This is a genomic window from Pseudarthrobacter chlorophenolicus, assembly GCF_000962805.1.
Classification (GTDB): Bacteria; Actinomycetota; Actinomycetes; order Actinomycetales; family Micrococcaceae; genus Arthrobacter; species Arthrobacter chlorophenolicus_A.
In genome coordinates, this window is sequence record NZ_JZTW01000001.1 from 518,134 (window position 1) to 543,749 (window position 25,616).

Annotated in this window: 22 protein-coding genes; 15 read left to right on the forward strand and 7 right to left on the reverse strand. The window is 67.2% G+C overall.

The features are described from left to right. Positions 1-20 precede the first annotated feature (20 nt). Complete coding sequence (gene rimI, locus UC32_RS02425; protein WP_045729869.1) at positions 21-488, forward strand: ribosomal protein S18-alanine N-acetyltransferase; 468 nt, start codon at positions 21-23, stop codon at positions 486-488. Then, a complete protein-coding gene (gene tsaD / locus UC32_RS02430; protein WP_045729626.1) occupies positions 485-1,576 on the forward strand; it encodes a tRNA (adenosine(37)-N6)-threonylcarbamoyltransferase complex transferase subunit TsaD in 1,092 nt (363 codons plus the stop codon). Before rimI ends, tsaD begins: the two co-directional genes overlap by 4 nt. Before the next feature lie 103 nt (positions 1,577-1,679). Here the strand turns inward: tsaD and UC32_RS02435 are convergent, their stop codons facing one another. Beyond that, positions 1,680-2,831, reverse strand: a complete 1,152-nt coding sequence (locus tag UC32_RS02435) for a glutamate--cysteine ligase (protein ID WP_045729627.1) — start codon at positions 2,829-2,831, stop codon at positions 1,680-1,682. Between the two features lie 188 nt (positions 2,832-3,019). Between UC32_RS02435 and UC32_RS20680 the strand changes: the two genes are divergently transcribed. The 3 genes from UC32_RS20680 (at position 3,020) to UC32_RS02445 (ending at position 5,507) form a co-directional block, all read left to right on the forward strand. Then, on the forward strand, positions 3,020-3,157 hold the full coding sequence (locus tag UC32_RS20680) for a hypothetical protein (RefSeq protein WP_161797255.1): 138 nt from the start codon (positions 3,020-3,022) through the stop codon (positions 3,155-3,157). Between the two features lie 73 nt (positions 3,158-3,230). Further along, on the forward strand, positions 3,231-4,661 hold the full coding sequence (locus tag UC32_RS02440) for a glycoside hydrolase family 3 N-terminal domain-containing protein (RefSeq protein WP_045729870.1): 1,431 nt from the start codon (positions 3,231-3,233) through the stop codon (positions 4,659-4,661). A 27-nt stretch (positions 4,662-4,688) separates the two neighbouring features. Then, positions 4,689-5,507, forward strand: coding sequence for a shikimate 5-dehydrogenase (locus tag UC32_RS02445; RefSeq protein ID WP_268747940.1), 819 nt, complete (start codon positions 4,689-4,691; stop codon positions 5,505-5,507). Positions 5,508-5,510: 3 nt separating this feature from the next. Here the strand turns inward: UC32_RS02445 and UC32_RS02450 are convergent, their stop codons facing one another. Further along, positions 5,511-6,746, reverse strand: coding sequence for a class I SAM-dependent methyltransferase (locus UC32_RS02450; protein ID WP_045729629.1), 1,236 nt, complete (start codon positions 6,744-6,746; stop codon positions 5,511-5,513). A gap of 53 nt (positions 6,747-6,799) precedes the next feature. Between UC32_RS02450 and UC32_RS02455 the strand changes: the two genes are divergently transcribed. Further along, positions 6,800-7,177, forward strand: a complete 378-nt coding sequence (locus UC32_RS02455) for a hypothetical protein (RefSeq protein WP_045729630.1) — start codon at positions 6,800-6,802, stop codon at positions 7,175-7,177. Here the strand turns inward: UC32_RS02455 and UC32_RS02460 are convergent. Further along, positions 7,105-8,034 (reverse strand): DMT family transporter, encoded by a 930-nt coding sequence (locus UC32_RS02460; RefSeq protein ID WP_045729631.1) that lies wholly within the window; start codon positions 8,032-8,034, stop codon positions 7,105-7,107. The genes UC32_RS02455 and UC32_RS02460 overlap by 73 nt on opposite strands. Before the next feature lie 225 nt (positions 8,035-8,259). Here UC32_RS02460 and groES point away from each other — a divergent pair, with 225 nt between their 5' ends. Then, positions 8,260-8,553, forward strand: a complete 294-nt coding sequence (groES, locus tag UC32_RS02465; RefSeq protein ID WP_003805290.1) for a co-chaperone GroES — start codon at positions 8,260-8,262, stop codon at positions 8,551-8,553. A 79-nt stretch (positions 8,554-8,632) separates the two neighbouring features. Beyond that, positions 8,633-10,243 (forward strand): chaperonin GroEL, encoded by a 1,611-nt coding sequence (gene groL, locus UC32_RS02470; protein ID WP_045729632.1) that lies wholly within the window; start codon positions 8,633-8,635, stop codon positions 10,241-10,243. A 73-nt stretch (positions 10,244-10,316) separates the two neighbouring features. On the opposite strand, the gene UC32_RS02475 is transcribed toward groL, so the two are convergent. Then, complete coding sequence (locus tag UC32_RS02475; protein WP_045729633.1) at positions 10,317-10,916, reverse strand: dihydrofolate reductase family protein; 600 nt, start codon at positions 10,914-10,916, stop codon at positions 10,317-10,319. A 63-nt stretch (positions 10,917-10,979) separates the two neighbouring features. Here UC32_RS02475 and UC32_RS02480 point away from each other — a divergent pair, with 63 nt between their 5' ends. From UC32_RS02480 to UC32_RS02510, 7 genes are all read left to right on the forward strand, one after another. Then, positions 10,980-12,503, forward strand: coding sequence for an ATP-dependent DNA ligase (locus UC32_RS02480; RefSeq protein ID WP_045729871.1), 1,524 nt, complete (start codon positions 10,980-10,982; stop codon positions 12,501-12,503). A gap of 137 nt (positions 12,504-12,640) precedes the next feature. Continuing rightward, on the forward strand, positions 12,641-14,287 hold the full coding sequence (locus UC32_RS02485; RefSeq protein WP_045729634.1) for a response regulator transcription factor: 1,647 nt from the start codon (positions 12,641-12,643) through the stop codon (positions 14,285-14,287). Positions 14,288-14,380: 93 nt separating this feature from the next. Further along, complete coding sequence (locus UC32_RS02490) at positions 14,381-15,517, forward strand: flavin-containing monooxygenase (protein WP_045729635.1); 1,137 nt, start codon at positions 14,381-14,383, stop codon at positions 15,515-15,517. Positions 15,518-15,554: 37 nt separating this feature from the next. Then, the gene (locus tag UC32_RS02495) at positions 15,555-17,618 is read left to right on the forward strand and encodes an acyltransferase family protein (RefSeq protein WP_082071872.1); all 2,064 of its coding nucleotides are present in this window, start codon (positions 15,555-15,557) and stop codon (positions 17,616-17,618) included. Continuing rightward, complete coding sequence (locus UC32_RS02500; RefSeq protein WP_045729636.1) at positions 17,615-19,675, forward strand: acyltransferase family protein; 2,061 nt, start codon at positions 17,615-17,617, stop codon at positions 19,673-19,675. Before UC32_RS02495 ends, UC32_RS02500 begins: the two co-directional genes overlap by 4 nt. A gap of 246 nt (positions 19,676-19,921) precedes the next feature. After that, on the forward strand, positions 19,922-21,433 hold the full coding sequence (gene guaB, locus UC32_RS02505) for an IMP dehydrogenase (RefSeq protein WP_015937762.1): 1,512 nt from the start codon (positions 19,922-19,924) through the stop codon (positions 21,431-21,433). Positions 21,434-21,522: 89 nt separating this feature from the next. Continuing rightward, positions 21,523-23,424: an ABC transporter ATP-binding protein gene (locus tag UC32_RS02510; protein WP_045729637.1), complete on the forward strand. Its 1,902-nt coding sequence runs from the start codon at positions 21,523-21,525 to the stop codon at positions 23,422-23,424. Positions 23,425-23,426: 2 nt separating this feature from the next. On the opposite strand, the gene UC32_RS02515 is transcribed toward UC32_RS02510, so the two are convergent. From UC32_RS02515 to UC32_RS20005, 3 genes are read right to left on the reverse strand one after another with little or no spacing between them, the layout of a single operon-like run. Beyond that, positions 23,427-23,951, reverse strand: a complete 525-nt coding sequence (locus tag UC32_RS02515) for a hypothetical protein (protein WP_045729638.1) — start codon at positions 23,949-23,951, stop codon at positions 23,427-23,429. Further along, on the reverse strand, positions 23,948-24,598 hold the full coding sequence (locus UC32_RS02520) for a hypothetical protein (protein ID WP_045729639.1): 651 nt from the start codon (positions 24,596-24,598) through the stop codon (positions 23,948-23,950). Before UC32_RS02520 ends, UC32_RS02515 begins: the two co-directional genes overlap by 4 nt. A 50-nt stretch (positions 24,599-24,648) precedes the next feature. Further along, on the reverse strand, positions 24,649-25,545 hold the full coding sequence (locus tag UC32_RS20005; RefSeq protein ID WP_152642531.1) for a hypothetical protein: 897 nt from the start codon (positions 25,543-25,545) through the stop codon (positions 24,649-24,651). Between the last annotated feature and the right edge of the window lie 71 nt (positions 25,546-25,616).

Here is a 25,616-nt window from a genome sequence, read left to right on the forward strand (position 1 = left end):
AAGGTATCGCCATCCGGGAGATGACGGAGGCCGACATCCCCGCCGTCAGCGCCCTCGAGCAGGAGTTGTTTCCGGTGGACGCCTGGCCGGTGCAGATGTTCTTCGACGAACTGGCCCAGCCGGAAACCCGCCGCTACCTGGTGGCCGAGGGGCCGGACGGCATCGTCGGTTATGCCGGGCTCATGTGCATTGAACCCATCGCGGACGTCCAGACGATAGCCGTCGTGCCGCACCGCGAGGGGCGTGGCATCGGCAGCACCCTCCTCACCGAACTGATCGAGGAGGCCCGCAGGCGGCGTGCCGCGGACGTCCTGCTGGAAGTGCGCGCCGACAACCCGCGGGCCCAGCGGCTGTACCTCCGCTTTGGTTTCCAACAAATCCATGTCCGCCCCCGGTACTACCGCGACGGCGTGGACGCCCTGATCATGCGGCTGGCGCTGGTGCCGGAGGCAGAAACAGAATCCCCAAGCAAAGGAATCCGGCCATGAACCGCACGCAGCCACTGGTGCTGGGCATCGAATCCTCCTGCGACGAAACCGGCGTCGGCGTTGTCCGGGGAACCACGCTCCTGGCCAACACGGTGTCCTCATCAATGGACGAGCATGTCCGGTTCGGCGGCGTCATCCCCGAAATCGCCTCCCGCGCGCACCTTGATGCCTTCGTCCCCACCCTGGAACAGGCCCTCGCTGAGGCCGGCACAACCCTGGATGACATCGATGCCATCGCCGTGACTTCAGGCCCGGGCCTGGCGGGAGCGCTGATGGTGGGGGTCTGCGCCGCGAAGGCCCTGGCCGTGGCCACCGGCAAACCGCTGTACGCCATCAATCACCTGGTGGCCCACGTGGGCGTGGGGCTCCTGGACGACCGGGCAACCGGGAAACAACAGGCTCTGCCCGAGAATCTCGGCGCCCTCTTGGTCTCCGGCGGCCACACCGAAATCCTCCGGATCAACAGCATCACCAGCGACGTGGAACTGCTGGGCTCCACCATCGATGACGCCGCCGGTGAGGCCTACGACAAGGTGGCCCGCATCCTGGGCCTCGGCTACCCGGGCGGCCCCGCCATCGACAAAGTGGCCCGTACCGGCAACCCGAAGGCAATCCGCTTTCCGCGCGGCCTCAGCCAGCCCAAGTACATGGGAACGGCCGAAGAACCGGGTAAACACCGCTACGACTGGTCCTTCAGCGGGCTGAAGACCGCCGTGGCCCGGTGCGTGGAACAGTTTGAAGCACGAGGGGAAGAAATCCCGGTGGCTGACATCGCCGCGGCCTTCCAGGAAGCTGTGGTGGACGTGATTTCGTCAAAGGCCGTGCTGGCCTGCCGGGAGTACGGCATCAAGGATGTGCTGCTGGGCGGCGGCGTAGCCGCCAACTCAAGGCTGCGGGAACTGACCGGGCAGCGCTGCGCGTCCGCCGGGATCCGGCTGCACGTCCCGCCGCTGGACCTGTGCACGGACAACGGTGCCATGGTGGCCGCGCTGGGGGCACAGCTGGTCATGGCAGGTGCCGAACCCAGTGGGATCGGCTTCGCACCGGACTCCTCGATGCCCGTTACCTCGGTCTCCCTCCCGGCCTGACCACCCGGCAAACCCATTGATGCTCTATCAGATAAGGCTCCTAAACCACTGGTTTAGGAGCCTTATCTGATAGGGCAACTGTGTTTTTGGGTGAAGCTGTCAGTCAGGCGGTGGGGCCGCTGCGCATCTGCTTGACCAGGTCCAGGACCACGGCCTGCAGGTTGCCGCCGTTGTCCTCCGCTACGCGCCGCTGCCTCTGGTACCCGGCGCCGCGGCGGATAATCTTCTCGACGTCGGCCAGCTCATCCTGGCAGCCCAGCTTCGCCGCCACGGGCTCCAGCCGGTTCAGCGTTTCCAGCAGGTGGTCCGTGACCAGCTGCTCCTTGCCCGCGGCGTCCAGGATGATGATGGCGTCCATGCCGTAGCGTGCGGCGCGCCACTTGTTTTCCTGGACGTGCCACGGCGGCATGGTGGGGATAGTGCCGCCGTTGTCCAGGGTGGTGGAGAACTCGTCCACCAGGCACTGGGTAAGGGCCGCGATGGCCCCTACTTCCTCCAGGGTGGCCAGGCCGTCGCAGATGCGCATTTCGATGGTTCCCAGGGCCGGCACCGGCCGGATGTCCCAGCGGATCTCTGAGATGGTGTCGATCACCCCCGTGGTGAACATGTCCTGGACATAGGACTCGTATTCGGACCAGGAGGGGAACTGGAACGGCAGCCCCGCGGTGGGCAGCTGCTGGAACATCAAGGCACGGTGCGAGGCGTAGCCGGTGTCCTCGCCGCCCCAGAACGGGCTGGACGCGGACAGCGCCTGGAAGTGCGGGAAGTAGTTGACCAGCCCGTCGAGCACCGGGAGGGCCTTCTCCCGGCGGTCAAGGCCCACGTGGACGTGCACGCCATAGATGACCATCTGGCGGCCCCACCACTGCGTCCGGTCAATGAGCTTGGCGTAGCGGGCCTTGTCCGTCACGGGCTGCAGCTGCGGCGGACTGAACGGGTGGCTTCCGGCGCAGAAGAGCTCCACGCCCATGGGATCGGTGATCTCCCGGACGGCGGCGACGGAACGGCCGAGGTCTTCCTTCGCTTCGGCTGCGGTCTCGCAGATCCCCGTGACCAGTTCCACCGTGTTCAGCAGCAGTTCCTGCTTGATGTGGGGGTGTTCGTCATCCTCGTTCAGCTCGGGATGGCGGGAGGCAACACCGCGGAGCACCTCATTGGCGACGGACGCGAGTTCGCCGGTGCGGCCGTCCACCAGCGCCAGTTCCCACTCAACACCAAGGGTTGATTGCCTCGATGGTGCGAAGTCGATCTTCACGCATTTCCTCACTGTCCGGGATGCCGCTGGCTGGTGCCGCTTCCGGGACGTGCCGGCAAACGAACGGGTGTTTCAAGTCTATAGCGCAGGGGTAGCATCATAATGATGTCCCCGTTCCAACGCCTGCGTGACAGTACCCACAAAACCCTCCCCCTGATCGCGGCCCTGTCCGTCGTTGCCCTGGCCTCGTGCACGGCTGGGCCGTCCGCTCCTGCGCCCTCAACGCCGGCATCATCGCCGTCGGCTTCCGCGTCGGCGCCGGCCGGCGCGTCCCCGTCAGTACCGCGTACGACGCCGGCACCAACCACGGCGTCTCCGTCACCTGATCCGGGTTCCCGGCCCTTGGGCTGGGGCCCCCAGCAGCGCGACCAGGACGCGGCGGCGGCCGCGGTGGCAGCCATGGCACCCGAGCAAAAGGCCGGCCAGGTCCTGCTCCCGTCCTACGGCGGGCAGCAGGTGGAAGCGCAGGCAGCCGCCATCGAACGGCTGCACCTGGCCGGCAGCATCATCATGGGCGACAACGTTCCCCGCGACCCGCAGGGGAAAGTGGACGTTGCCGCCATGACGGCAGCCAACCAGCGGCTCTCCCGGGCAACCACCGCCGATGGTGACCAATGGCCGGGCATCGTCGGCGTGGACCAGGAAGGTGGGATCGTAGCCAGGCTGGGAACGCCGCTGACCGAATGGCCTACGCCGATGAGCTACGGTGCCGCGGGGAACGCGGCCCTCACGCGGGACGCCGGGCATGGCGTCGCGGGGGAGCTGGCCCCGTTGGGCTTCAACCTGGACTTCGCCCCGGACGCGGATGTCACCATCGGCCCTAAAGACCCCACCATCGGCGCCCGGTCCATGTCCGGTGACCCGTCAGCTGCGGCGACGCAGAGCGTGTCATTCGCCCAGGGCATGCTTGCCGCCGGGGTGCTCCCCACCGTCAAGCACTTTCCCGGCCACGGTTCGGTCACCGCCGATTCGCACCTGAGCCTCCCGCTCCAGAACGCCGGCGTGGAGGAGTTGCGCGGCCGGGACTGGAAGCCCTTCCAGGCTGCCGTCGATTCCGGCTTGCCGATGGTGATGACCGGGCACATCGCCGTGCCTGCGCTGGAACCCGGCGTGCCGGCGTCGCTCTCATCCAAGACTTACGCCGCGCTGCGTGGCCTCGGCTTCAAGGGTGTAGCGGTAACCGATGCCCTGAATATGGGGGCCGTCACCAAGCAGTACCCGGCCGGTTCCGCCGCCGTTTCTGCCCTTGCCGCCGGTGCCGACCTGCTGCTCATGCCGGCCGACGCCGCGCAGGCGCACGCCGCAATAGTCCAGGCTGTGGCCTCCGGGGCCCTGCCGAAGGAACGGCTGGATGAGGCCGCCACACGGGTAGCCACCATGATGATCTGGCAAGGGCGAAGGGGTTCCGCCCCTGCTCCCGCAGGGAGTGGCGCGGCACTGTCCGCCAAGGTCTCCGGCTCCGCCGTCACTATCCTGGCCGGCAGCTGCAGCGGACCGCTGGTCCCCGGAGCTGTCCGGGTAGCCGGCGGGGGACCTGGGGACAAGGAACGGTTCGAAGGGGCGGCCGCCCGGGCAGGCATTGCCGTGGGCTCCGGACCCCTGGTCAGCCTCATCGGATACGGCGGAGCCCCCGCCGGCGGCGACATCGCCGTCACCCTGGATGCCCCCTGGCCGCTGCAGGGTTCCCCGGCGCCGGTCAAGATCGCGCTCTACGGCCGGACCGACGCCGCTTTCGATGCCCTGGCCGCCGTGCTGGCCGGAAAGGCGGCGGCCCCCGGAAAGCTGCCGGCCGCCGTCGGGCCCTATCCTGCCGGCAGCGGCTGCCCCTAACCTCGCCGGGCCGCGTTTAATGGACAGGTGCCTATCCTCAATAAAGACATGACCCTCTGCATCTCCCTCTCGGCCCGGCCCAGCAACAACGGGACGCGCTTCCACAACCACCTGTACGGGCAGCTGGACCTGAACTGGATTTACAAGGCCTTCGCGCCCACCAATCTGGAACAGGCCATCGCCGGTGTCCGGGGCCTCGGTATCCGCGGCTGCGCCGTTTCCATGCCCTATAAGGAGGACGTGATCGCGCTGGTGGACGAGATGGACCCCTCAGCCAAGGCCATCGATTCGGTCAACACCATCGTGAACACGGACGGGCACCTCAAGGCCTACAACACCGACTACACGGCCATCGAGCAGTTGCTGGCCACCAACGCGGTGCCCACGGACTACTCTGTCCTGGTCCAGGGCGCCGGCGGCATGGCTAAAGCAACCGTGGCGGCGCTCCGGGATGCCGGCTTCAGGGACGTCACCGTGATCGCGCGGAATGAGACCACGGGGCGGGCGCTCGCCGAACAGTATGGCTTTAGCTGGCGGGCAGCGCTCGACGGCGGCACGGCGGATTTGATTGTCAACGTCACCCCGGTTGGTATGGCCGGCGGGCCGGAAGCGGATTCGCTGTCCTTCCCGGCGGAGGCGATCGACGCCGCCAGGATGGTTTTCGACGTCGTGGCACTGCCTGCCGAGACCCCGCTGGTCCGGGCGGCGCGCGCCGCCGGCAAGCCGGTGATCACGGGGGCGGAAGTGGCGACCATCCAGGCCCTGGAACAATTCGTCCTCTACACCGGGGTGCGGCCGACGGCCGAGCAGGTGCAGGCCGCCGAGGAATTCACGCGCGCGCAGTAATGCCTACGCGGACTTGACCGGTTCCACCTCGATGGCCACCCGGTCCTCGCCGATGCGCGTGAGGACCAGGGTGGCGGTCCTGCCGCCCTTCCTGCTGCCTGCGCCCTTCCCGCCCAGCAACTGCTTGCGGAGTTCCTCGGGCGTTACGGCGGTGCCGCGTTTCTTGATGTCCAGGACAGTGATGTTTTCCTGCTTCACCCAGGACTTCAGCGCCTTGACGTTGTAGGGCATCACCCGCAGGACCTTGTAGGCGCGGGCGAAGGGGGTGTCGGCGAGGGCGGGCGCGCAGATGTAGGCGATGTGCTCGTCCAGCAGGTGCCCGCGCAGTTCGAGGGCGAGGTCGGCCACCAGGCCGGCCCGGATGACCGCCCCGTCCGGCTCATACAAGTAACCTTCAGCCGGGCCAACCGGAGCCTCGGGGCTTTGCCCGAAATCCTTCCCGCTGGTCAGTTCGGCGGCTCCCTGCGGCCCCAGGAGCAGGGCTGCGCGGCGGATCCCCGGGCGGCTGACGCTGTTGAACCACAGGCCCACTTCGGTGACATCCCCGCCCACGGACACCCACTGCGCCTCGCAGCCCTGCGGCACCGAGTCGTGGGGCATGCCCGGTCCCATTTTGACGCCCACGGCCTTCCCGGACGCGGCAAGGGACTCCACGAAGGACAACGGGGGAGAGAACGCCTCAGGGTCCCAGATGCGCCTGGTGCCCGAGGTGGAGGTGACCCTGCGCGCCGGGTCCAGCCAGACGCCGTCCACCCCGTCCAGGGGGACCGAGGTGGCATCGGCGTGGACAACCGCAGCGTGGGGGAAGGGAATGAGGTTCACTGTGGCGCACGCGGCCGTGGTTTCGTCGAGTTCCACTGCCGTTACGGCGATGTCCAGGGAGGCGAGGGCCAGGGAATCGGCGCCGAGCCCGCAGCCCAGGTCCGCCACGTGGCTGACACCGGCTGCTGCGAACCGCTGGGCGTGCCGGGCGGCAACATTCAGCCGGGTGGCCTGTTCGAGCCCCGCCTGGGTGAAAAGCATCTGGCGGGCGAACTCGCCGAATTTCGCCTCGGCCTTCGTGCGGAGCCTGGACTGGGTAAGCACGGCGGACACCAGTTCGGGGCTGTGGCCGGCCTTCCGCAGTTCACCGTTCAGGGCAAAGGACCCGTCCTCGGTGTAGGCGCCCAGCGACGCCAGCAAATCCCATCCTTCGGGGGTCAGCAGAGGTGCAATCTGGTCCTGGGGAGCGTGAGCCATGCGTTCCAGCCTAGTGCCACGGGCTGCTGCGGGATGCCGATAGTGTTGAACCCATGGTTGACAGCGCAGGTCCCGAACAGTCCGGAGAACGGCAGCCCCCGGTGCAGGGCCTGGCCAGGTACGCGCGGCCCGCGTTGATCGTCGCTGCGGTACTGGCTGTGGTGTGCCTGGCGCTGCTGGTCATCATTTTCTTCCTGGATACGTTCAACGCCACCGTGTATTCGGTGGGCGGCAACAACGTCCAGGACAACACGCAGGAAGCACAGGATATCCGCGGCCTGTATTCCGGTGCGCGGGCGGGAGGGATCGCCCTGTTGGTGGCATCGCTGCTGGTGGTGCTCGCGTCCTCCGTGGTCCTCTACCGGGCCCGTAACGGGGGCAACGCCTCCGACGGCGGCGAGGACGTGGACTTCGACGATTTGGGCCGCTGAGGCCGCTGGCCCGCGCCCGTCAGCAGGACCCCCGAAATCACCAGGACGCCGCCTGCAACCTGGGCCGCTGTGATGGGCTGGCCGAGAACTACGGTGGTGATCGCAGTGAAGACCGCGATGAGGTTGAGGTAGTTGCCGGCATTGGCCGCACTGGTGCGCTTCAGCGCCAGGTTCCACAGCAGGTAGGAGCCCAGCGAGGGGAAGACGGCGATGAATGCCAGGGGCCAGGCCCCGGACTGGGTGGACGGGAAGCCTGCCCCCGTTACGGCGGCCACCGGAGCGAGGGCAACGGCCGCCATGGCCGCCTGCAGGGCCGTGGAGGTGACGGCGGGGACCGCCACGCGCCGGGCCAGGACCGTATAGAGCGCCCAGACGGTGATGGCCGCCAGGATCAGCAGTTCGCCGGCGCCGAGCGAAAAGGTCAGGAGCCGCTGCAACTGCCCGCCGGTGAGGACCAGCAGGACGCCCGCTAAACCAAGGGCCAGGCCGATCCAGCCCAAGGGCCGCGGTTTGTCCTTCAGTAGCACCGCGGCAAGCACCAGGATCAGGACAGGGTTTGCGGAAGTCACCAGGGAAGCATTCAGGGCTGACGTGTGCTGGAGGGCGCTGTAGAGCAGCAGGGTGTAGGCGGTCATGCCCAGTGTGCTGAGCAACAGGAGCGCGGGCCAGCGGCGGAGCACTGCCCGCCAGTCGGGGCGGTCCACCAAGTGCGCGAGGAACAACAGCGGCAGGGCGGCCAAGGTCCAGCGCCAGAACGTCAGCTGCAGCGGGGCCATGGACTGGACGGCGGCCTGGCCCACCACGAAGTTGCCGGCCCAGAACAGGGTGGCAAGGATCAGCAGGAAAGCGGCACGCACCGGTTCAATCTACAGGCGAAGTGTTCTCCGATGACGAAATGGCTGGCACTCGCCTTGACCGAGTGCTAACCCCCGCCTAGAGTTTCCATTAGCACTCTCCCTAGGAGGGTGCTAATACATGAAGAGCTGCCAGCCTGGCTGCTGCCGGCACCGCGACGACGGTTGCCAGCCACGGCAAAACGGCTTTCAAGTCCACGAATTTGCTGACGAAAAGGAGAGGTCCGAGTGTCGGTCTCTATTAAGCCTCTTGAGGATCGTATTGTTGTCCGCCCGCTCGAAGCCGAGCAGACCACGGCTTCCGGCCTGGTAATCCCGGACTCCGCGCAGGAGAAGCCGCAGGAAGGCGAAGTTGTCGCAGTTGGCCCCGGCCGCTTCGAAGACGGCAACCGCGTCCCTGTCGACGTAGCTGTTGGCGACGTAGTCATCTACTCCAAGTACGGCGGAACCGAAGTCAAGACCGGTGGCACCGAGTACCTCGTGCTGTCCGCCCGCGACGTCCTGGCGATCGTCGTAAAGTAATCCTCCGGATCCCCGCGCCGCTGGTCATGCCTTGATGCTGGCCGGCTGCGCGGGGTTTCTGTCTTGAAAGGACACAACCATGGCAAAGCAGCTTGCGTTTAACGACGCTGCCCGCCGGTCCCTCGAAGCCGGCATCGACAAGCTCGCCAACACTGTCAAGGTGACGCTCGGCCCCCGCGGCCGCAACGTCGTCCTGGACAAGAAGTGGGGCGCGCCCACCATCACGAACGACGGCGTCACCATCGCCCGCGAAGTCGAGCTGGACGACCCCTACGAAAACCTTGGCGCACAGCTCGCGAAGGAAGTTGCCACCAAGACCAACGATGTTGCCGGTGACGGCACCACCACCGCAACGGTCCTGGCCCAGGCACTGGTCAAGGAAGGCCTCCGCAACGTGGCCGCCGGCGCTGCTCCCGGACAGATCAAGCGCGGCATCGAGGTTTCGGTTGAGGCCGTGGCCGCCCGCCTGCTCGAGAACGCCCGTCCGGTCGAAGGCACCCAGGTTGCCAACGTGGCATCCATCTCCGCCCAGAGCGACGAGGTGGGCGAACTGCTCGCCGAGGCGTTCGGCAAGGTGGGCAAGGATGGTGTGATCACCATCGAGGAATCCTCCACCACGCAGACCGAGCTGGTCCTGACCGAAGGCATGCAGTTCGACAAGGGCTACCTGTCCCCGTACTTCGTCACCGACGCAGAGCGCCAGGAAGCAGTCCTCGAGGACGCCCTCATCCTGATCAACCAGGGCAAGATCTCCTCCGTGCAGGAATTCCTGCCGCTGCTGGAGAAGGCGCTGCAGAGCTCCAAGCCCCTGTTCATCATCGCCGAGGACATCGACGGCGAAGCCCTGTCCACGCTGATCGTCAACCGCATCCGCGGCACCCTCAACGTCGTGGCCGTCAAGGCTCCCGGCTTTGGCGACCGCCGCAAGGCCATGCTGCAGGACATCGCCACCCTCACCGGTGCGCAGGTTGTTTCCCCCGAGCTGGGCCTGAGCCTGGACACGGTTGGCCTCGAGGTGCTCGGTACTGCCCGCCGCATCACCGTCACCAAGGACAACACCACCATCGTGGACGGCGCCGGCACGGCAGAGGATGTCTCCGCCCGCGTTGCCCAGCTCCGTGCTGAACTGACCCGCACCGATTCCGACTGGGACAAGGAAAAGCTCCAGGAACGCCTGGCCAAGCTGGCCGGCGGCATCGGCGTCATCAAGGTTGGCGCAGCCACCGAAGTTGAGCTGAAGGAAAAGAAGCACCGCATCGAGGACGCCGTTTCCTCCACCCGTGCAGCGCTCGAGGAAGGCATCGTCTCAGGCGGCGGTTCCGCACTCATCCACGCCCTCAAGGCACTGGACGAGGACCCTGCAGTCAAGGCACTCGAAGGTGACGCTGCCGCGGCAGTCGGCATCGTGCGCCGCGCCCTGACCCAGCCGCTGCGCTGGATCGCCCAGAACGCCGGCTTCGATGGCTACGTCATCGTCGCCAAGGTGGGCGAGCTCGAAGCCAACCACGGCTTCAACGCCAAGTCCGGCGAGTACGAGGACCTGATCGCTGCCGGTGTCATCGACCCCGTCAAGGTCACCCGCGCTGCCCTCCGCAACGCTGCCTCCATCGCTGCCCTGGTTCTCACCACCGAGACCCTGGTGGCGGAGAAGCCCGCTGACGAGGACGAGCACGCAGGCCACAGCCACTAGGGCTGTTGTCCCGCGGGTAACGCCGCAAACAGAGAACCGGTCCGGCATCTGCCGGGCCGGTTTTTGCGTGCCGTCAGGGAGACATCTCCCGGGTTTCAACCTCGCCGGCACGCTCATAGACCAGCGACACCGCCCCCTTGGGGAAGGAACGGACCGGCTCGGCGAGGCGGAACGTGGAAGGGGCGGTCCCGGCGTCGAACAACCGCTTTCCCTGCCCAAGCGCCACCGGGTAGAGCCAGAGGTGGAGGCGGTCCAGCACGTCGGCGGCCATCAGTGACCGGATGAGGTCCCCGCTGCCGAACATCTGTACTTCGTCGTACTGCCCGCGGAGCCGTCCCGCCGCCGCAGCGTCCGGGAGCACAGTGGTGCCCGCCCAGCCGGGATCGGTGAGTGACCCGGACACCACGAACTTCGGGACGCGGTTGAGCACGCCGGCGATTTCATCTGACTGGTGCGGCCAATATGAGGCAAAGATGTCGTAGGTTTTCCGGCCCAGGAGCAGGGCATCCATGCGGTCGATAGCCGCAGCGATGTCCGCCCCGACCTCATCATCGGAGACCGGCGCCTGCCAGCCGCCGAACGCGAAACCGTCCGCGGGGTCCTCCTCCCGGCCACCGGGCGCCTGGTACACGCCGTCAAGGGTGATGAACAGGTTCGCAACGATGATGCCCATCCGTCCATTCTGGAACCGGCCGCCGTACGTGTCGAGGGTCCGGTGGCGTGGCAGACTGTTGCCATGCTGCTGGACGAGCTTGTGAGGACCACTGACACCGTCGCGTCCACCCGCTCCCGGCTGGCGAAGGTGGACGCCCTGGCCCAGTTGCTGAAACGCCTCGACCACGCGGACATTCCTGCCGCCGTCGGCCTCCTCACCGCCAAACCCCGCCAAGGGCGGGTGGGCGTCGGGTGGCGCGGCATGTCAGCGGCCATCGGAGAGCCCGCCGCGGAGCCCGGTCTCACCCTCGCCGACCTCGATGCCGCGCTGGACCGGCTCCAGGCCCTCGCCGGGGCAGGTTCGGCAGCCGAACGCGCGGCCGCGCTCCGCGAGCTCACAGCAGCGGCCACCGAACGGGAGCAGGCCTTCATCGGCGGCGTGCTCCTGGGCGAACTGCGGACGGGAGCGCTGGAAGGTGTCCTGACTGATGCCGTGGCCCGTGCGGCGGAGCGCCCGGTCGAGTCCGTCCGCAGGGCGGCAATGCTGTCCGGTGACCTCGGCTCGACGGCCCGGCTGGCGCTGACCGGAACGGCGGCGGAGCTGGACGCGGTGGGCCTGGAAGTGGGCCGGCCCGTGCAGCCCATGCTCGCCGGGACCGGCGCAAGCGTCAGGGCTGCGCTGGAGGCCACGGGTGAAGCGTCCGTGGAATACAAGCTCGACGGCGCCCGCATCCAGGTGCACCGGTCCGGCGATGAGGTACGCATCTTTACCCGCACCCTGGCCGAGGTGACCCACAGGCTCCCCGAAGTGGTGGAGGTGGTGCGCGGGTTTCCCGTGCGCGATGTGATCCTCGACGGCGAGACCCTCGCCCTGGGCGAGGACGGCGCCCCGCGGCCGTTCCAGGAGACCATGTCACGGTTCGGCGCGGATGCTGCACGCACCACCGTGCTGCATCCCTGGTTCTTTGACGTGCTGCACATTGATGGCCGGGACCTGCTCGATGAGCCCTTGTCCGAGCGGATCAAGGTGCTCGAAGCCATTGCCCCCGCCCACCGGATTCCGGGGGAGATCACGGCGGATCCGGAGGTTGCCGGGCGGATCTCGCGGGACGCGCTCGCGGCAGGCCATGAGGGCGTCATGCTGAAATCGGTGGGGTCCCTGTACGCCGCCGGGCGCCGCGGATCCAACTGGATCAAGGTCAAGCCCGTGCTCACCTACGACCTCGTGGTGCTCGCCTGCGAGTGGGGCTCGGGGCGGCGCACCGGGATGCTGTCCAACCTGCACCTTGGTGCCCTCGACCCGGACGGCGAGTTCGGCGAACCCGGCGGGTACGTGATGGTGGGCAAGACCTTCAAAGGCCTCACCGACGCCCTGCTGCAATGGCAGACCGAACGGTTCCAGGAGATCGAGGTGCGCCGCACCGCCGGCACCGTCTGGGTGGAGCCGGTCACCGTCGTCGAAATTGCCATCGACGGCGTGCAGCAGTCCCCGCGGTACCCGGGCCACATCGCCCTCCGCTTCGCACGGGTCAAGGGCTACCGCGAGGACAAGGCCGCCGCTGAGGCCGACACCATCCAGACCCTTCGAGGGCTGTTGCGCTCCTGACCCGGTTGCGGGCTTATTGCTTGTCTGGCGCCGGTGCCCGGCGTACGGTGACGCTTAGGCACCGCCGCGCCCGGTGCAGCAGCAGTTAGCGCACGACGGCGGCGGGCCGGCTCGGCGGGTATCCGGAAGGAGGCCAGGTGTCGGCTGATACAGGACTGGATGACGGCCTGGACCGCGGCCGTGCGGCCTTCCGCGAGCGGCGCTGGACAGATGCCTTCCAAACTTTGCGGGAAGCAGATCAATCGGGCGGACTTCCTGCTGCCGACCTGGAACGCCTTGCCACCGCCGAAATCCTGACCGGCAGTGCCGCTGCGGGGTTTGCGTCGCTGACCCGGGCCCACGAGGAATACCTGGTGGTTGGCGACCTTGCCGGGGCTGCCCGCTGTGCGGGCTGGATGGCAATCCACCTCATGCACTTTGGCGACGGAGAACGCGCCGGCGGCTGGCTTGCCCGGGGGCAGCGGCTGGCAGCAGAGATCCCGCGGCCCGACGCCGTCGAGGGGTTCCTGCTGATCCCGCTGTCCCTGGCACGCCTGCACCAGGGTGATCCCGGGGGAGCGCTTGAGCCCCTCGCCCGGGCCGCCGCCATCGGCCAGGCCTTCCAGGACCGGGACCTCATGGCGCTCGCACTGCTCGGTACGGGCCAGGCGGCTGTGGGGCAGGGCCGGGTCGAAGAGGGCCTGCAGATCTTCGACGAGGTCATGGTGGCCGTGACCGCCGGCGAAGTTTCGGCCATACCATCGGGGATTGCCTACTGCGCCGTCATTGCGTCCTGCCAGCTGGCCTTCGACCTCGGGCGGGCGCTGGAATGGACGGCTGCCCTCGACCGCTGGTGCGCCGACCAGCCGGACATGGCGGCATTCAGCGGCCAGTGCCAGTCCCACCGGGCAGAGCTCTTCCGCTGGCACGGAGCCTGGGAAGAGGCGCTGGCGGCAGCCACCACGGCGGATGCACGCGCTGCGGATAACGACCCCGAGGTGCTGTTCGGAGCCCACTACCAGCGGGGCGAGGTGCAGCGGCTTCGCGGCCAGCTGGACGCCGCCGTCCACTCCTTCAGTGCCGCTGCCAACAGCGGATACGAGCCGCAACCTGGCCTGGCCCTCCTGCTGCTCCAGCGCGGAGACATCCAGCAGGCGCAGGCAATGATCCGCAGGGCAGCCGGAAGCGCGGACGCCGTCATCCGCCGGCACCTGTTGCCCGCACTGGTGGAGATTGAACTGGCAGTTCCGGATGTGGCGGCTGCACGGCAGGGAGCCGATGAACTGGGCCGCTTCGCCGCAGGCTCCGCCACGCCCATGGTGCAGGCCGTCGCGGCCCAGGCCGACGGTGCAGTCAGGCTGGCGGAGGCAGACGCCCTGGGGGCCTGCACAGCGCTGCGGCGGGCATGGCGCCTCTGGTTCGACCTCGGCGTGCCCTACGAGGCCGCCCGGTGCAGGGTGCTGATCGGGCAGGCCTGCCTTGGGCTTGGCGACGAAACTTCGGCCGACATGGAGCTCACTGCAGCCCACGAGGCGCTGACCGGGCTCGGCGCAGCGCCTGCCGCCGCATGGGCGGCCTCACTGATGCCGCGTGGCCGTGGCAAGGATACCGGTCCGCTCACTCCACGCGAGGAACAGGTCCTGCGGCTGGTGGCGTCCGGACAGGGAAACCGTGCCATCGCCGTCGGGCTCTTCCTCAGTGAAAAGACGGTGGCACGCCACGTCAGCAACATCTTCCTCAAGCTGGGCCTCACGTCACGGGCAGCCGCCACGCGTTATGCCTTCGAACACGGGCTCACCGGCTGATGGCTGCTGGGTAGAAATACCCAGTGAAGTGCCCCCCGGATTTGCACACTTTTGCCGACGCACGCCGGGTGCCCCCGGGCATAGCCTCAGGGCATGAACGAGAACACCACCGGTACTGCAGGTACCAACAGCGCTCCGGAAGTGCTGGACACCCTGGTGATCGGCGGCGGGCAGGCAGGGCTGGCAATCGGCCACCATCTGTCCCGCCAGGGCCGGCAATTCCTGATTCTTGATGCCAACCCAAGAATCGGTGACAGCTGGAGGTTGCGCTGGGATTCCCTGCGCCTCTTCACCCCTGCAAAATACAACGGGCTTCCCGGAGTTCCCTTCCCGGCGGATCCACTGTCCTTTCCCGGCAAGGACGCCATGGCCGACTACCTGGAACGCTACGCGGCCGGCCTGGATCTTCCGGTGCTGACGGGAGTCAGGGTGGAGCGTCTCTGGCATGAAGGCGAGCGATACGTTGCCGCCGCGAAGGGGCAACGTTGGGAGGCCCGGAACGTGGTCCTGGCCACGGGGGCGGAACGGCATCCCAAGGTTCCGCCGTATGCCGCGGAAGTGAAGGCCTCAATCGTGCAGTTCCACTCCAGCGCCTACAAGAACCCCGCACAGCTCCAGGACGGCCCCGTCCTGGTGGTGGGACTGGGTAACTCCGGCGCCGAAATCGCCAAGGAGGTTGCCCGCACCCACGCAACTCTTGTTGCCGCGAACGCGCCCCAAGAGATGCCGTTCAAGCACGGCCGGACAGCAGCGCGCTTCGTCCTGCCCCTGGTCCGGTTCGCCGGCCTGCACGTCCTGAGCCTGGGCACTCCCGTGGGACGGAAGGTTGCGCCGGAGTTCACAGCCCACGGGGCACCGCTGATCAGGACCAAGCGCCGCGACCTCGCTGCCGCGGGTGTCCAGTTCGTTCCCAGGGTCAGCGGCGTGGAGGACGGCCTGCCTGTCCTTGCAGACGGGGTGCGCGCCGACGTCGCGAACGTCATCTGGTGCACGGGATACACGGAGGACCTGGACTGGATTGATCCGGCCCTGGCGGGCGCCGGGGCAGGGCCGCGGCAGTACCGCGGGGAAGCACTGGACACTCCCGGCCTCTACTTCCTGGGCCGGAATTTCCAGTATTCGGCGGCGTCCGCCACGGTGACCGGAAGCGTCCGCGATGCCCGGTATCTCGCCGGCAGGCTGCCGGAACGACACGCGGTAGATTCGGGAAGGAGTACCGCCGTCCGCTAAACTCGACGGTTGATTACGCGCTCCGAAGGGTTTGATTGTGCCAACACTGTGGACCAAGGGAGCGACGGCGCCTGCCGCTGACCGCCGGCGGGCGTCCCGAAAGTCGTCATATCGCCCCGAAATCCAGGGCCTTCGATCCCTTGCTGTCCTCATGGTGGTGACCTACCACGTGTGGTTCGGAAGAGTGTCGGGGGGCGTGGATGTCTTCCTCCTGATCTCTGCGTTCCTGATGACCTTCCAGTTCGTGGGGCGCCACGAGCGCAGGGAGCCCTTCGCCCTGCTCAAGCACTGGCTCCACCTGTTCCGGAGGCTTCTTCCCGCCGCCGTCACCGTCATCGTCGCCACTCTGGCCGTCTCCTACCTGGTCCTGCCGCGGACCCGGTGGCTGGACCTCATCGACCAGGGCTGGGCATCACTGTTCTACTCGGAAAACCGGCTTCTGCAGGCCCAGGCCGTGGACTACTACGCCAACGACCACAGCCTTGCCAGCCCCCTGCAGCACTTCTGGTCGCTGTCCATCCAGGGCCAGGTATTCATCCTGTGGCCGCTGATCTTCCTCGCAGCCGCCTGGGCAGCCCGCCGGTTCCGGCTCTCCTACCGGCCGCTGCTGGCTTACGTCTTCTTCCTCGTGTTCCTCGTCTCGCTGGCGTATTCGATCTATTTCACGGCCACCAACCAGGTCCAGGCGTACTTCGACACAGGCGCCCGGCTCTGGGAATTTGCCCTGGGCACGCTGGTGGCCCTCGTCCTACCCGGGCTTCGGCTATCCCGGGCGGTGCGCATCGCCATGGGCTGGGTGGGTGTTATTGCCATGCTCGCCTGCGGCATCCTCCTCAACGTCCAGGCAGCTTTCCCTGGCGTGGCAGCACTGTGGCCAACCGTCGCTGCCGCATTCGTCATTGTGGCCGGCCAGACGCAAAGCGCGGCCGGTGTGGACCGGATCCTCAGCTCCAAGCCCCTGGTCAAACTGGGAGACATCTCCTACGGGCTGTACCTCTGGCACTGGCCGGTGCTGGTGCTTGCCCTGGCATGGACCGGCAAGGAACATGCCGGCTGGTTGTCCGGCACCGTCATCATCCTCTCGGCGCTCGCGCTCGCATACCTGACCACCCGTTTCATCGAAAAGCCCTGGCGGGAATGGAAGTGGCCTGAGGCCAGGAAACGCCGTGCCGTGCTGGCCATCGCACTGGCAGTCTCCGTGGCAGCGGCGCCCCTGGCGCTGTGGCGCAACCAGCTGGACACAGAGCGCCGGGTGGCCCAGGAACAGAAAGTGGCGAACAATCCGGGCTCACGGGTGCTGGATCCTGCGTTCACCGGCACCGTGCCGGCCGGGGACGTCACCCTGCTGCCGACTGCCACCGACCTTCCCCAGAACTGGGTTTCGCTTGACGGGCCCTGCACGGGCGATATCACTCCGCAGGACCAGGCAGCGAAGGACACCTGCTTTGAACAGAAGCCATCCGGTAATCCATCGCGGCGCGTCCTGGTGCTGGGGGACAGCCATGCGCAGCAGTGGTCCGGGGCCGTCAAGCCCATCGCTGCACAGAACAACTGGCTTCTGTACTCCATGCTGAAGGGCGCCTGCAAAGTTGCGCCGGCCGGTAAGGCGGCCAGCGACGATTGCGAGACCTACAACGCTTCCGTCCAAAAGGAGATCGAGCGGCAGCAGCCGGACGCCATCATCCTGCTGGGCACCGCTGCGGCGCCTTCCAGTCCGGCAGAGGAACTGACGCCGGGCTTCGCGGACCTGGTGCGGCCGTGGATGGACAAGGGCATCGACGTGGTGGCACTCCGGGACAATCCCCGGTTTACGTTCAACATGGCCGAATGTGTCGTGACGGACGGCCCGGAAGCCGAGACCTGCCGCCCGGCGGTCCGTGACTCCCTGGCGCCGGAGAACCCCCTGCTCGCCCTCAAGGACAGCCTGCCGGACCTGGCCATCCTGGACCTGACAGACCGTATCTGCACCGCAACGGACTGTCCGGGAGTGGTGGGAAACATCTTCGTGTACCTGGATGACAACCACCTCACCGCCGAATACACGGAAAGCATGGCTGACGAGTTTGGCAGGCGCTTCTTCGAAGCAACGGGGTGGAAATGACAGAAAGTAAAAAGGAACTGCCGTCCGGCGCCAAGACCCGGACGGCCTCTTTCAGGCCAGAGGTCCAGGGACTGCGGGCCCTCGCGGTCCTCATGGTGGTGGCCTACCACGTCTGGCTGGGCAGGGTCTCCGGCGGCGTGGACATCTTCCTGCTGATCTCCGCCTTCCTCCTCACCCTGTCCTTCGTCCGGAAAGCCGAAACGGGCCGCCCCTTCGGTTTGCTGGGGCACTGGCTCCACCTCTTCAAGCGCCTGCTGCCCGCCGCCGTCGTGGTAATCCTCGGTGTCCTGGCCGGCACCTGGCTGATCCTGCCGCAGGGCCGCTGGCCGCAAATCCTGGACCAGGCCTGGGCTTCCCTGCTGTACCGGCAGAACTGGCTGCTCGCCGACACCGCCGTGGACTACTACGCCCAGGACCACGCCGGCGCCAGCCCGCTGCAACACTTCTGGTCGCTGTCCATCCAGGGCCAGGTCTTCATCCTCTGGCCGCTCATCTTCGCGGCCGCCGCCGGCATCCTCGCTGCGCTGCGCCGCCTCCCGGCCTGCGCAGGATTGACCTACCGTGGCCTCCTGGGTGTCGGCTTTGGCGCCATCTTTGCCGTGTCCCTGGCCTACTCCATTGAGCAAACCGCCAGCAACCAGGCCTACGCCTACTTCGATACCAGGGCCAGGCTTTGGGAGTTCGCGCTGGGCTCCCTCCTGGCGCTCGCCCTGCCATACCTCAAACCCGGCAGGGCGCTGCGCGTCGTCCTGGGCTGGGCCGGCCTGGTGGGAATGGTGTCCTGCGGCCTCCTCCTGACGGTGGACAGGTCCTTCCCCGGTTTCGTGGCCCTGTGGCCCACACTGTCTGCCGCCGCGATCATCGTGGCAGGGCAGACCGGAAGCCGGTACGGCGTGGACCGGCTGCTCAGCAGCAAGCCGGCCGTGGCGCTGGGCGACAACTCCTACGCCCTGTACCTGTGGCACTGGCCGGTGCTGGTCCTCGCGCTCGCAGCCACCGGCGTCGAAGCCCCGAACCTCATCCAAGGGCTCGGCATCGTCGGTGCGTCAGTCCTGCTGGCCGTCCTCACCACCCGGTTCGTGGAGAAACCGCTGCGGGACTGGCACTGGCCCAAACGGCGCGCCTGGCGCACCGCCGTCGTCATTGCCGCATGCGGTGCCATCCTCGCAGGGCCCGTTTCCGTCTGGCAGACCTTCCTCACCGCCGAGGAAGCCGCGACGGCGGCGCAGCCGAGGGAACTGACGCCCGGCGCCGCAGCGCTCACCCCGGGGATCGAAGCGGACCCCGCGCCCGCCGCGAGGATCATCCCGGGGCCCTCAGCCCTGGACAACGACTGGGCCGGCATCCAGACCCCCTGCGCCGGCGCCAACGCCACGGACGATCCCATCCTTGAAGGATGCCGCCAGGAGATCCCCGAAGGCGGCGGCACCAAGCGCATCGTGGTCCTGGGCGACTCCCACTCACAGCAGTACCTCGGGGCGCTGGCCCCCATTGCGGCGGCCAGAGGCTGGGAACTGGTCACTCTGCTGATGCCTGCCTGCAGGTTCGGTGCCGAGTCGGACACCAGGACCGCTGAATGCAACGCCTACAACAAAGCCAGCTCGGCCTACGTGCTGGAACACCGGCCTGATGCCGTCTTCACCGTGGCATCGCTGACGCACGAGGAAGCGCCGTTCGAAACGGAGGTCCCCGGCTACCTGGACGGCATCCGCCCGTTCGCTGACGCGGGGATCGAAATCCTGGGCATCCGCGATAACCCCCGGTTCACGTTCAACATGCCGGAGTGCGTCCAGCGCAACGGTGCCGACGCTCCGGAATGCAATCCGCCCGTTGCCGAGTCACTCGTGGAGCCTTCGCCGTTGGAAAACTACCGCGGCAAGGTGGACGGCCTGCACCTGATGGACATGAGCGACTTCATCTGCGCACGGGGGGTCTGTCCCGCGGTGGTGGGAAATGTCTACGTGTACAAGGACGACAACCACCTGAGCAGGACTTACGCCGAGTCCATGATTCCCATGTTCGAGCAACGGCTGCTGGCCGCCACCGGCTGGACCTGAGCCGGGCCCTGCGGGTCGAACGCCCAGGTGCCGGACTGGATGAGTGCGGTTGCTCACATCGTCCGGCTGGAATAGGGGGATTGGCGCGAAGGTTCTAATATTTACTCAACACTTCCTGCTCCGGATGGCCGCCTCCTGCAAGCGGCGTTTCCGGAGTATGTCCTGCACAGGCCAGTTCCGTAATGACGGGCTGGTCATCGGCTGCAACCCCTGCCCGCCCCAGCAACCAAGGTAAGAGGCGCACTCATGACCGAGCCCGAACACAACCCCTTTGGCCTCATCGGCCTGACCTACGACGACGTCCTGCTCCTGCCCGGGCACACGGACGTTATCCCGTCGGACGCCGACACTTCCTCCCGGATCTCCAAGCGGATCACCGTGCAGACTCCGCTGCTGTCCGCCGCAATGGACACCGTGACGGAGTCCCGCATGGCCATCGCCATGGCCCGCCAGGGCGGCCTGGGCGTGGTGCACCGCAACCTGTCCATCGCCGACCAGGCTGATCAGGTTGACCGCGTCAAGCGCAGCGAATCGGGCATGATCACCAACCCGCTGACCATCCGCCCCGAGGCCACCCTCCGCGAGCTGGATGACCTGTGCGCCCAGTACCGCGTATCGGGCCTGCCGGTTGTGGATGAGGCGAACCGCCTGCTGGGCATCGTCACCAACCGCGATACCCGTTTCGTGCCGGAGTCCGACTTCCCGCTGCGGCTGGTCAGCGACGTCATGACCAAGATGCCCCTGGTCACCGGGCACGTGGGGATCAGCCGCGACGAAGCGTCGCACAAGCTGGCCACCAACAAGATCGAGAAGCTCCCCCTTGTTGACGAGCAGGGACGGCTGAAGGGCCTGATCACCACCAAGGACTTCACCAAGGCCGAGCAGTACCCCCTGGCCACGAAGGATGATGAAGGCCGCCTCCGCGTCGGCGCAGCCATCGGTTTCTTCGGGGACGGCTGGGAGCGGGCCATGACGCTGATCGATGCCGGCGTTGACGCCCTGTTCGTGGACACCGCCAACGGCCACTCGCAGGGTGTCCTGGACATGATCCGCCGGCTCAAGTCGGACCCCGTAGCCGCCCACGTGGACGTTATCGGCGGCCAGGCAGCCACCCGCGAAGGCGCGCAGGCGCTGATCGACGCAGGCGCCGACGGCATCAAGGTTGGCGTGGGTCCCGGCTCCATCTGCACCACCCGCGTGGTGGCTGGCGTCGGCGTTCCGCAGATCACCGCCATTTACGAATCCGCCAAAGCCGCCATCCCTGCCGGCGTTCCGCTGATTGCCGACGGCGGCCTGCAGTACTCGGGCGACATCGGAAAGGCCCTCGTTGCCGGTGCTGACACGGTGATGCTCGGATCGCTCTTGGCCGGCTGCGACGAATCGCCGGGCGACCTGATCTTCGTCAACGGCAAGCAGTACAAGTCCTACCGCGGCATGGGCTCCCTCGGTGCCATGCAGTCCCGTGGCAAGAACACGTCATACTCCAAGGACCGCTACTTCCAGGCCGATGTCTCCGGCGACGACAAACTGATCCCGGAAGGCATCGAAGGCCGGGTAGCCTACCGCGGCCCGCTGTCCTCCGTGGCGTACCAGCTGGTCGGCGGCCTGCGCCAGACCATGTTCTACACCGGTGCGCCCACCATTCCCGAGCTCAAGGCCCGCGGCAAGTTTGTCCGGATCACCCCGGCAGGGCTTAAGGAATCGCACCCGCACGACATCCAGATGACGGTCGAGGCGCCGAACTACGGTTCACGCTAACGCTGGCGTTGAAGATGGGATGGGCAGCCTGCCCATCCCATCTTTTTTGCTGCGAAGATCCGTGCTGCATGCGGTAATAGGCTGATGGCATGTCCCAGCCGAGCCATCCGCCCGAACTAAGCCCTAAACGCGAGCCCGCACGCAGGCTTGCCCTGCGGCCTTATGCCCGCGCGGTGGCCCAGGTCCTGAGGGTAAGCTTCCGGGCGTCCCCGGGGGCCGTGGTCATGAAGGTGCTCGGCTCACTCATCTCCGCCGTCCTTCCGCTCGTTACCACCTATTTCGCGGCCCTCACCACCACAGCCCTGGCGGCCGCGTACGCAGGCGACGCCGGGGCGGGGCAACGGGCCATCGTCTACGTCGTCATCACCGCATTGCTCGGCCTTTTCTGGGGAGCCTTCACCAGCGTGGACCGCTACATCCAGCAGCTCATGAGCTTCAAAGTGGGCGCCATCGTCGGCGACCAGATGTATGAGCGGTTCCTGGCGCTGGATTTCTGGCGCTACGACGACAAGGAAACGGTCGATCTGTACGACCGGGCCAAGCGCTTCTCGGATTCCTACGCCCGGGTCCTGGACCGCATCGCAGCGATCTTCACCCAGCTGGTCTCCGTCATCCTTGCGGTGGGGGCCCTGCTGCTGGTCAGCTGGTGGATAGCGGTGATCGTCCTGGTGGCGATCATCCCCAGCGTCTACCTGCAGTTCAAGCTGTCCCGCGAACAAATAGCGCACTGGAACACCCAGGTGGATTCCCGGCGGCAGCGGCGGATGATCGAGACCAACCTGCTCCGCCCCCAGCACATCGCCGAAATGCGGCTCTACGGCGTCGTCGGCTTCCTGATGGGCCTGCGGTCCCGCCTGCGCGACGCGGACGAACGGCGCCGGCTGGACTACCAGCGGCGCTACATTCCCCGCCAACTGGCCGCCGACGCCCTCCAGTACGGTGCGGAGGTGGTTTCGCTGATCTGGGTGGTAGGCCAGATCATTGCGCATGCCCAGCCTGTAGGCCAGTTCCTCTACGTCCAGCAGATCGTCAGCCGGGCGCTGTCCACGGCGAACAACCTCGTCTCCTCGCTCAGCTCCATCGACGAGGACCTCGCCAACCTCAAGGATTACGAGCTCTTCATGGACCTGCCCGTCCACGCCGGGCACGCCCCGCCGCTGCCGGCCGCTCCCCGCGAGGTGGAGCTCCGGGACATCCGCTTCACCTACACGGGCAGCGATGCGGAGGTAATCCGCGGCATCAGCATGACCATCCGGGAGGGCCAGCACATCGCCATCGTAGGGGAGAACGGCGCCGGCAAGTCGACTCTGATCCGCATCCTCGCAGGCCTCTACCGCCCGGACTCCGGGCAGGTGATGCTCGACGGCGTCGACCTCGCCGCGGTGGACGTCACCTCATGGCACCGGCACCTGGCAGTGCTCAGCCAGGAGTTCCTCAAGTACGAGTTCGCCACCGCCGCGGAGAACATCTACTTCGGGGATGTGCAGAGTCCCCGGGACGACGCCAGGATCCGCCGCTCGGCAGCAGACGCGGAGGCACTGGACTTCATCAACAAGCTTCCCAACGGCCTGGAGAACCACGTCAGCAACTGGATGGAGGACCCGCGCGGCCGCAAGGGGAGCGGCCTGTCCGGAGGCCAGTGGCAGCGGCTGGCCATGGCCCGCAACTTCTACCGGGACGCAACCTTCATGGTGATGGACGAACCCACCTCCGCTATCGATGCCCTTGCCGAGCATCGGATCTTCACCAGGCTTTTCGCGGACCGCAGCAGCACCATCATCGCCATCAGCCACAGGCTCGCCACCATCGAGAAGGCGGACGTGGTCTACATGCTGGAGGACGGACAGGTCGTGGAGCAGGGAACGCACAAGGAGCTGGTGGCCCTCCGTGGCCGCTACTTCCGGATGTTCGAATCCCAGCTCACCGTCCCAGACGAATCCCAGACGCCGCAGGTCCAGTCCGGCAAGGCCAAGGGAACCGGATCCGGCTGACCTCAGCTGCCCTGCGGCGGCTGCCGGCGATGCAGCCAGCGTGAGTACATGCTGCCGCTGTTGACCATCAGCGTCCGGGTGTAGGCCAGGCCGCCGGCAACGCCACACGCGAAACTGACCGGCAGGGACAGCAGCGGGGCGGCTTCGGCCGTTGCTCCCTTGGGGGTGAACAGCACGAGGGCCAGGACAATCACGGCCGTCCCGCAAAGGATGGTCCAGATAATCCCGGGGGTAATGCGGACGCCCTGGTCGATTCGTGGGATGTCGGACGCAGGCTTGGGGTCCTTGCGCGTGAACCGCGGTGCGGCCGTCACGGCCCACCCAAGGGCGGAAAGTACAGCACCGATAATGAGGAACACTGTCCCCAGCTCCGGGTCCGCTCCCACCAGCAGCGCAAGGAACACATGCACGACGCCGGCGAGGCCCAGGACGGCCGGGTACCACCAGGCGTAAAACACCCAGCTGCGGCGCTGGGCAAACCCCAGTGCCTCCGCGCGGGGTTCCAGTGGTGGTGCCGAGCCGATCACTGTGCTTCCGCCAGCAGGGCCCGGACCACCGGACCCGGCTGTTCACCGGTGTCCAGGGCGCGGACGGTCAGTTGGCCGTCGGCGTCCAGCGGTTCCGAAGCAAGGTGAAAGGCCCCGTCAGCTGCGATCCTGACGTTGGCGACCTTGGGGGGCTGCCCGGGGGAGTAGCGGCGTGCGCTGACCATGCCGCCGTCGGGGTGCCTGGCGCCCTGCACCGCGTCGTCCACCGTCGCCTCCACCACGTCCAGGACGGAGGCCTCGCGGTTCATCGGCAGGCAGACGTACTCGCTCAGCGGCTGAAGGAACAGGGCCACCCGGCCGGCGGGCGAGTCAGCGATATAGGACGGAGCCACGGCATCAGGCCCGATACGGGTGACGTCGAACCACGCCGTGGCGGTGCTGAAGACGCCAGCCAGGAACTGCGCGGGTCCCCGCAGGCTCACTTGCTCGCCGTCGACGGCGGCCGTGTCCCTTACCCTGAGCGTGCCCACGCCTGCCCGGACAAGATCGTGGTCATCAGGGAGCTGCTCCAGGCCAAGGACCCGCCGGGCAAGGTCTGATCCCTGCCCCGGCGTGAAGGAGAGAAGTGCGAGGATTTCGTGGCTGGTGATCCGGTATGCGGAATCAGGCAGGGAGTGTTCAGTCATGTGCTTTCGGTCTCTTGGTTGTGCAGGGCGGGACGGGGGCAGACTGTGCTTTAGCCGAATCCGAGCTTACCGCCCACCCAACCGATGGCGTCAGCGGCGCCGCCGGCCAAGTCCCGGACACCGCCCACCACGCCGGCACCGAAATCCCAGATCCGTTTGGTCACGGGGACATCCCCGGACACCATGGACGCGAGACCCCACAGCAGTCCGGCCCCGCCGATGGCGGCAGCAACGGGAAGCCCTACTCCGGTGGCGGCTGCAACGCCCGCGGCAACAGCCAGGCCGCCGCCCACCACGCCGTCAGCCACCCGGAACGGATCCCGGTTTTCAACGCCTGAGGCTATGTCGAGGACGCCCAGCAGGCCGCCCAGCACGGCGAGGCCCTTGCCGGCGATCTTCATGCCGTCAAAGAATTTGCTGACCCCGGCCTGGACATCGGCGAGGTCAAGGTTCCAGCTGAACTTGTCCGCAACGAACTTCAGGGCATTGGCGATTCCCGAGGCCCCGCTGCCATCGTCCACGCCAAGGGTCTCCAGCAGCCATTCCACTCCGGAAGGGGCATGGGTGTAATTCGGGTCGGTGAAAGCATCTCCCCAGCCCGGTTCGCCCGGACCCTGGCCGCCGCCGGTACTGCCCGCGGGCGGGGCCGGTGCTGACGGACCTGTGGACGTGCTGCCGGACGAGCTGGCCTGTTCCTGCTCGTCGGCGTGCTTCAACAACGCTGCAGACTGGTCCTGCAAGGAGGCGGACGTCCTGTGGAGCAGCGGAAGGAGGGTGGAGGACCATTCACCGCGGAAGGCCTCACCGTCCCTGCCTTTCCACGCAGCTGACTGGACCAGGGACGTGACCGAGGCTCCAACGCGTTTCAGGCTGGTGCCCGATGAGGCCAGCGACTTTGACAATGTCCGCAGTTCGGCAATGTCTGCTCCATAAATTCCTGGCGCCACGATGTTCCCCCGATTTTCCTGACACTTGGTGTGCTCCAGTCCCACAGCTTACGCACCGGCCGCTGACGCCG

Excerpts from the sequence above, each read along its gene's own strand:
- tsaD (WP_045729626.1), top strand. The coding sequence starts at position 485 with ATGAACCGCACGCAGCCACTGGTGCTGGGCATCGAATCCTCCTGCGAC.
- UC32_RS02450 (WP_045729629.1), bottom strand. The coding sequence starts at position 6,746 with ATGGCTCACGCTCCCCAGGACCAGATTGCACCTCTGCTGACCCCCGAA.
- groL (WP_045729632.1), top strand. The coding sequence starts at position 8,633 with ATGGCAAAGCAGCTTGCGTTTAACGACGCTGCCCGCCGGTCCCTCGAA.
- UC32_RS02520 (WP_045729639.1), bottom strand. The coding sequence starts at position 24,598 with ATGACTGAACACTCCCTGCCTGATTCCGCATACCGGATCACCAGCCAC.
- UC32_RS02500 (WP_045729636.1), top strand. The coding sequence starts at position 17,615 with ATGACAGAAAGTAAAAAGGAACTGCCGTCCGGCGCCAAGACCCGGACG.
- guaB (WP_015937762.1), top strand. The coding sequence starts at position 19,922 with ATGACCGAGCCCGAACACAACCCCTTTGGCCTCATCGGCCTGACCTAC.
- UC32_RS02455 (WP_045729630.1), top strand. The coding sequence starts at position 6,800 with ATGGTTGACAGCGCAGGTCCCGAACAGTCCGGAGAACGGCAGCCCCCG.
- rimI (WP_045729869.1), top strand. The coding sequence starts at position 21 with ATGACGGAGGCCGACATCCCCGCCGTCAGCGCCCTCGAGCAGGAGTTG.
- UC32_RS02440 (WP_045729870.1), top strand. The coding sequence starts at position 3,231 with ATGGCACCCGAGCAAAAGGCCGGCCAGGTCCTGCTCCCGTCCTACGGC.
- UC32_RS02510 (WP_045729637.1), top strand. The coding sequence starts at position 21,523 with ATGTCCCAGCCGAGCCATCCGCCCGAACTAAGCCCTAAACGCGAGCCC.
- UC32_RS02475 (WP_045729633.1), bottom strand. The coding sequence starts at position 10,916 with ATGGGCATCATCGTTGCGAACCTGTTCATCACCCTTGACGGCGTGTAC.
- UC32_RS02480 (WP_045729871.1), top strand. The coding sequence starts at position 10,980 with ATGCTGCTGGACGAGCTTGTGAGGACCACTGACACCGTCGCGTCCACC.
- UC32_RS02490 (WP_045729635.1), top strand. The coding sequence starts at position 14,381 with ATGAACGAGAACACCACCGGTACTGCAGGTACCAACAGCGCTCCGGAA.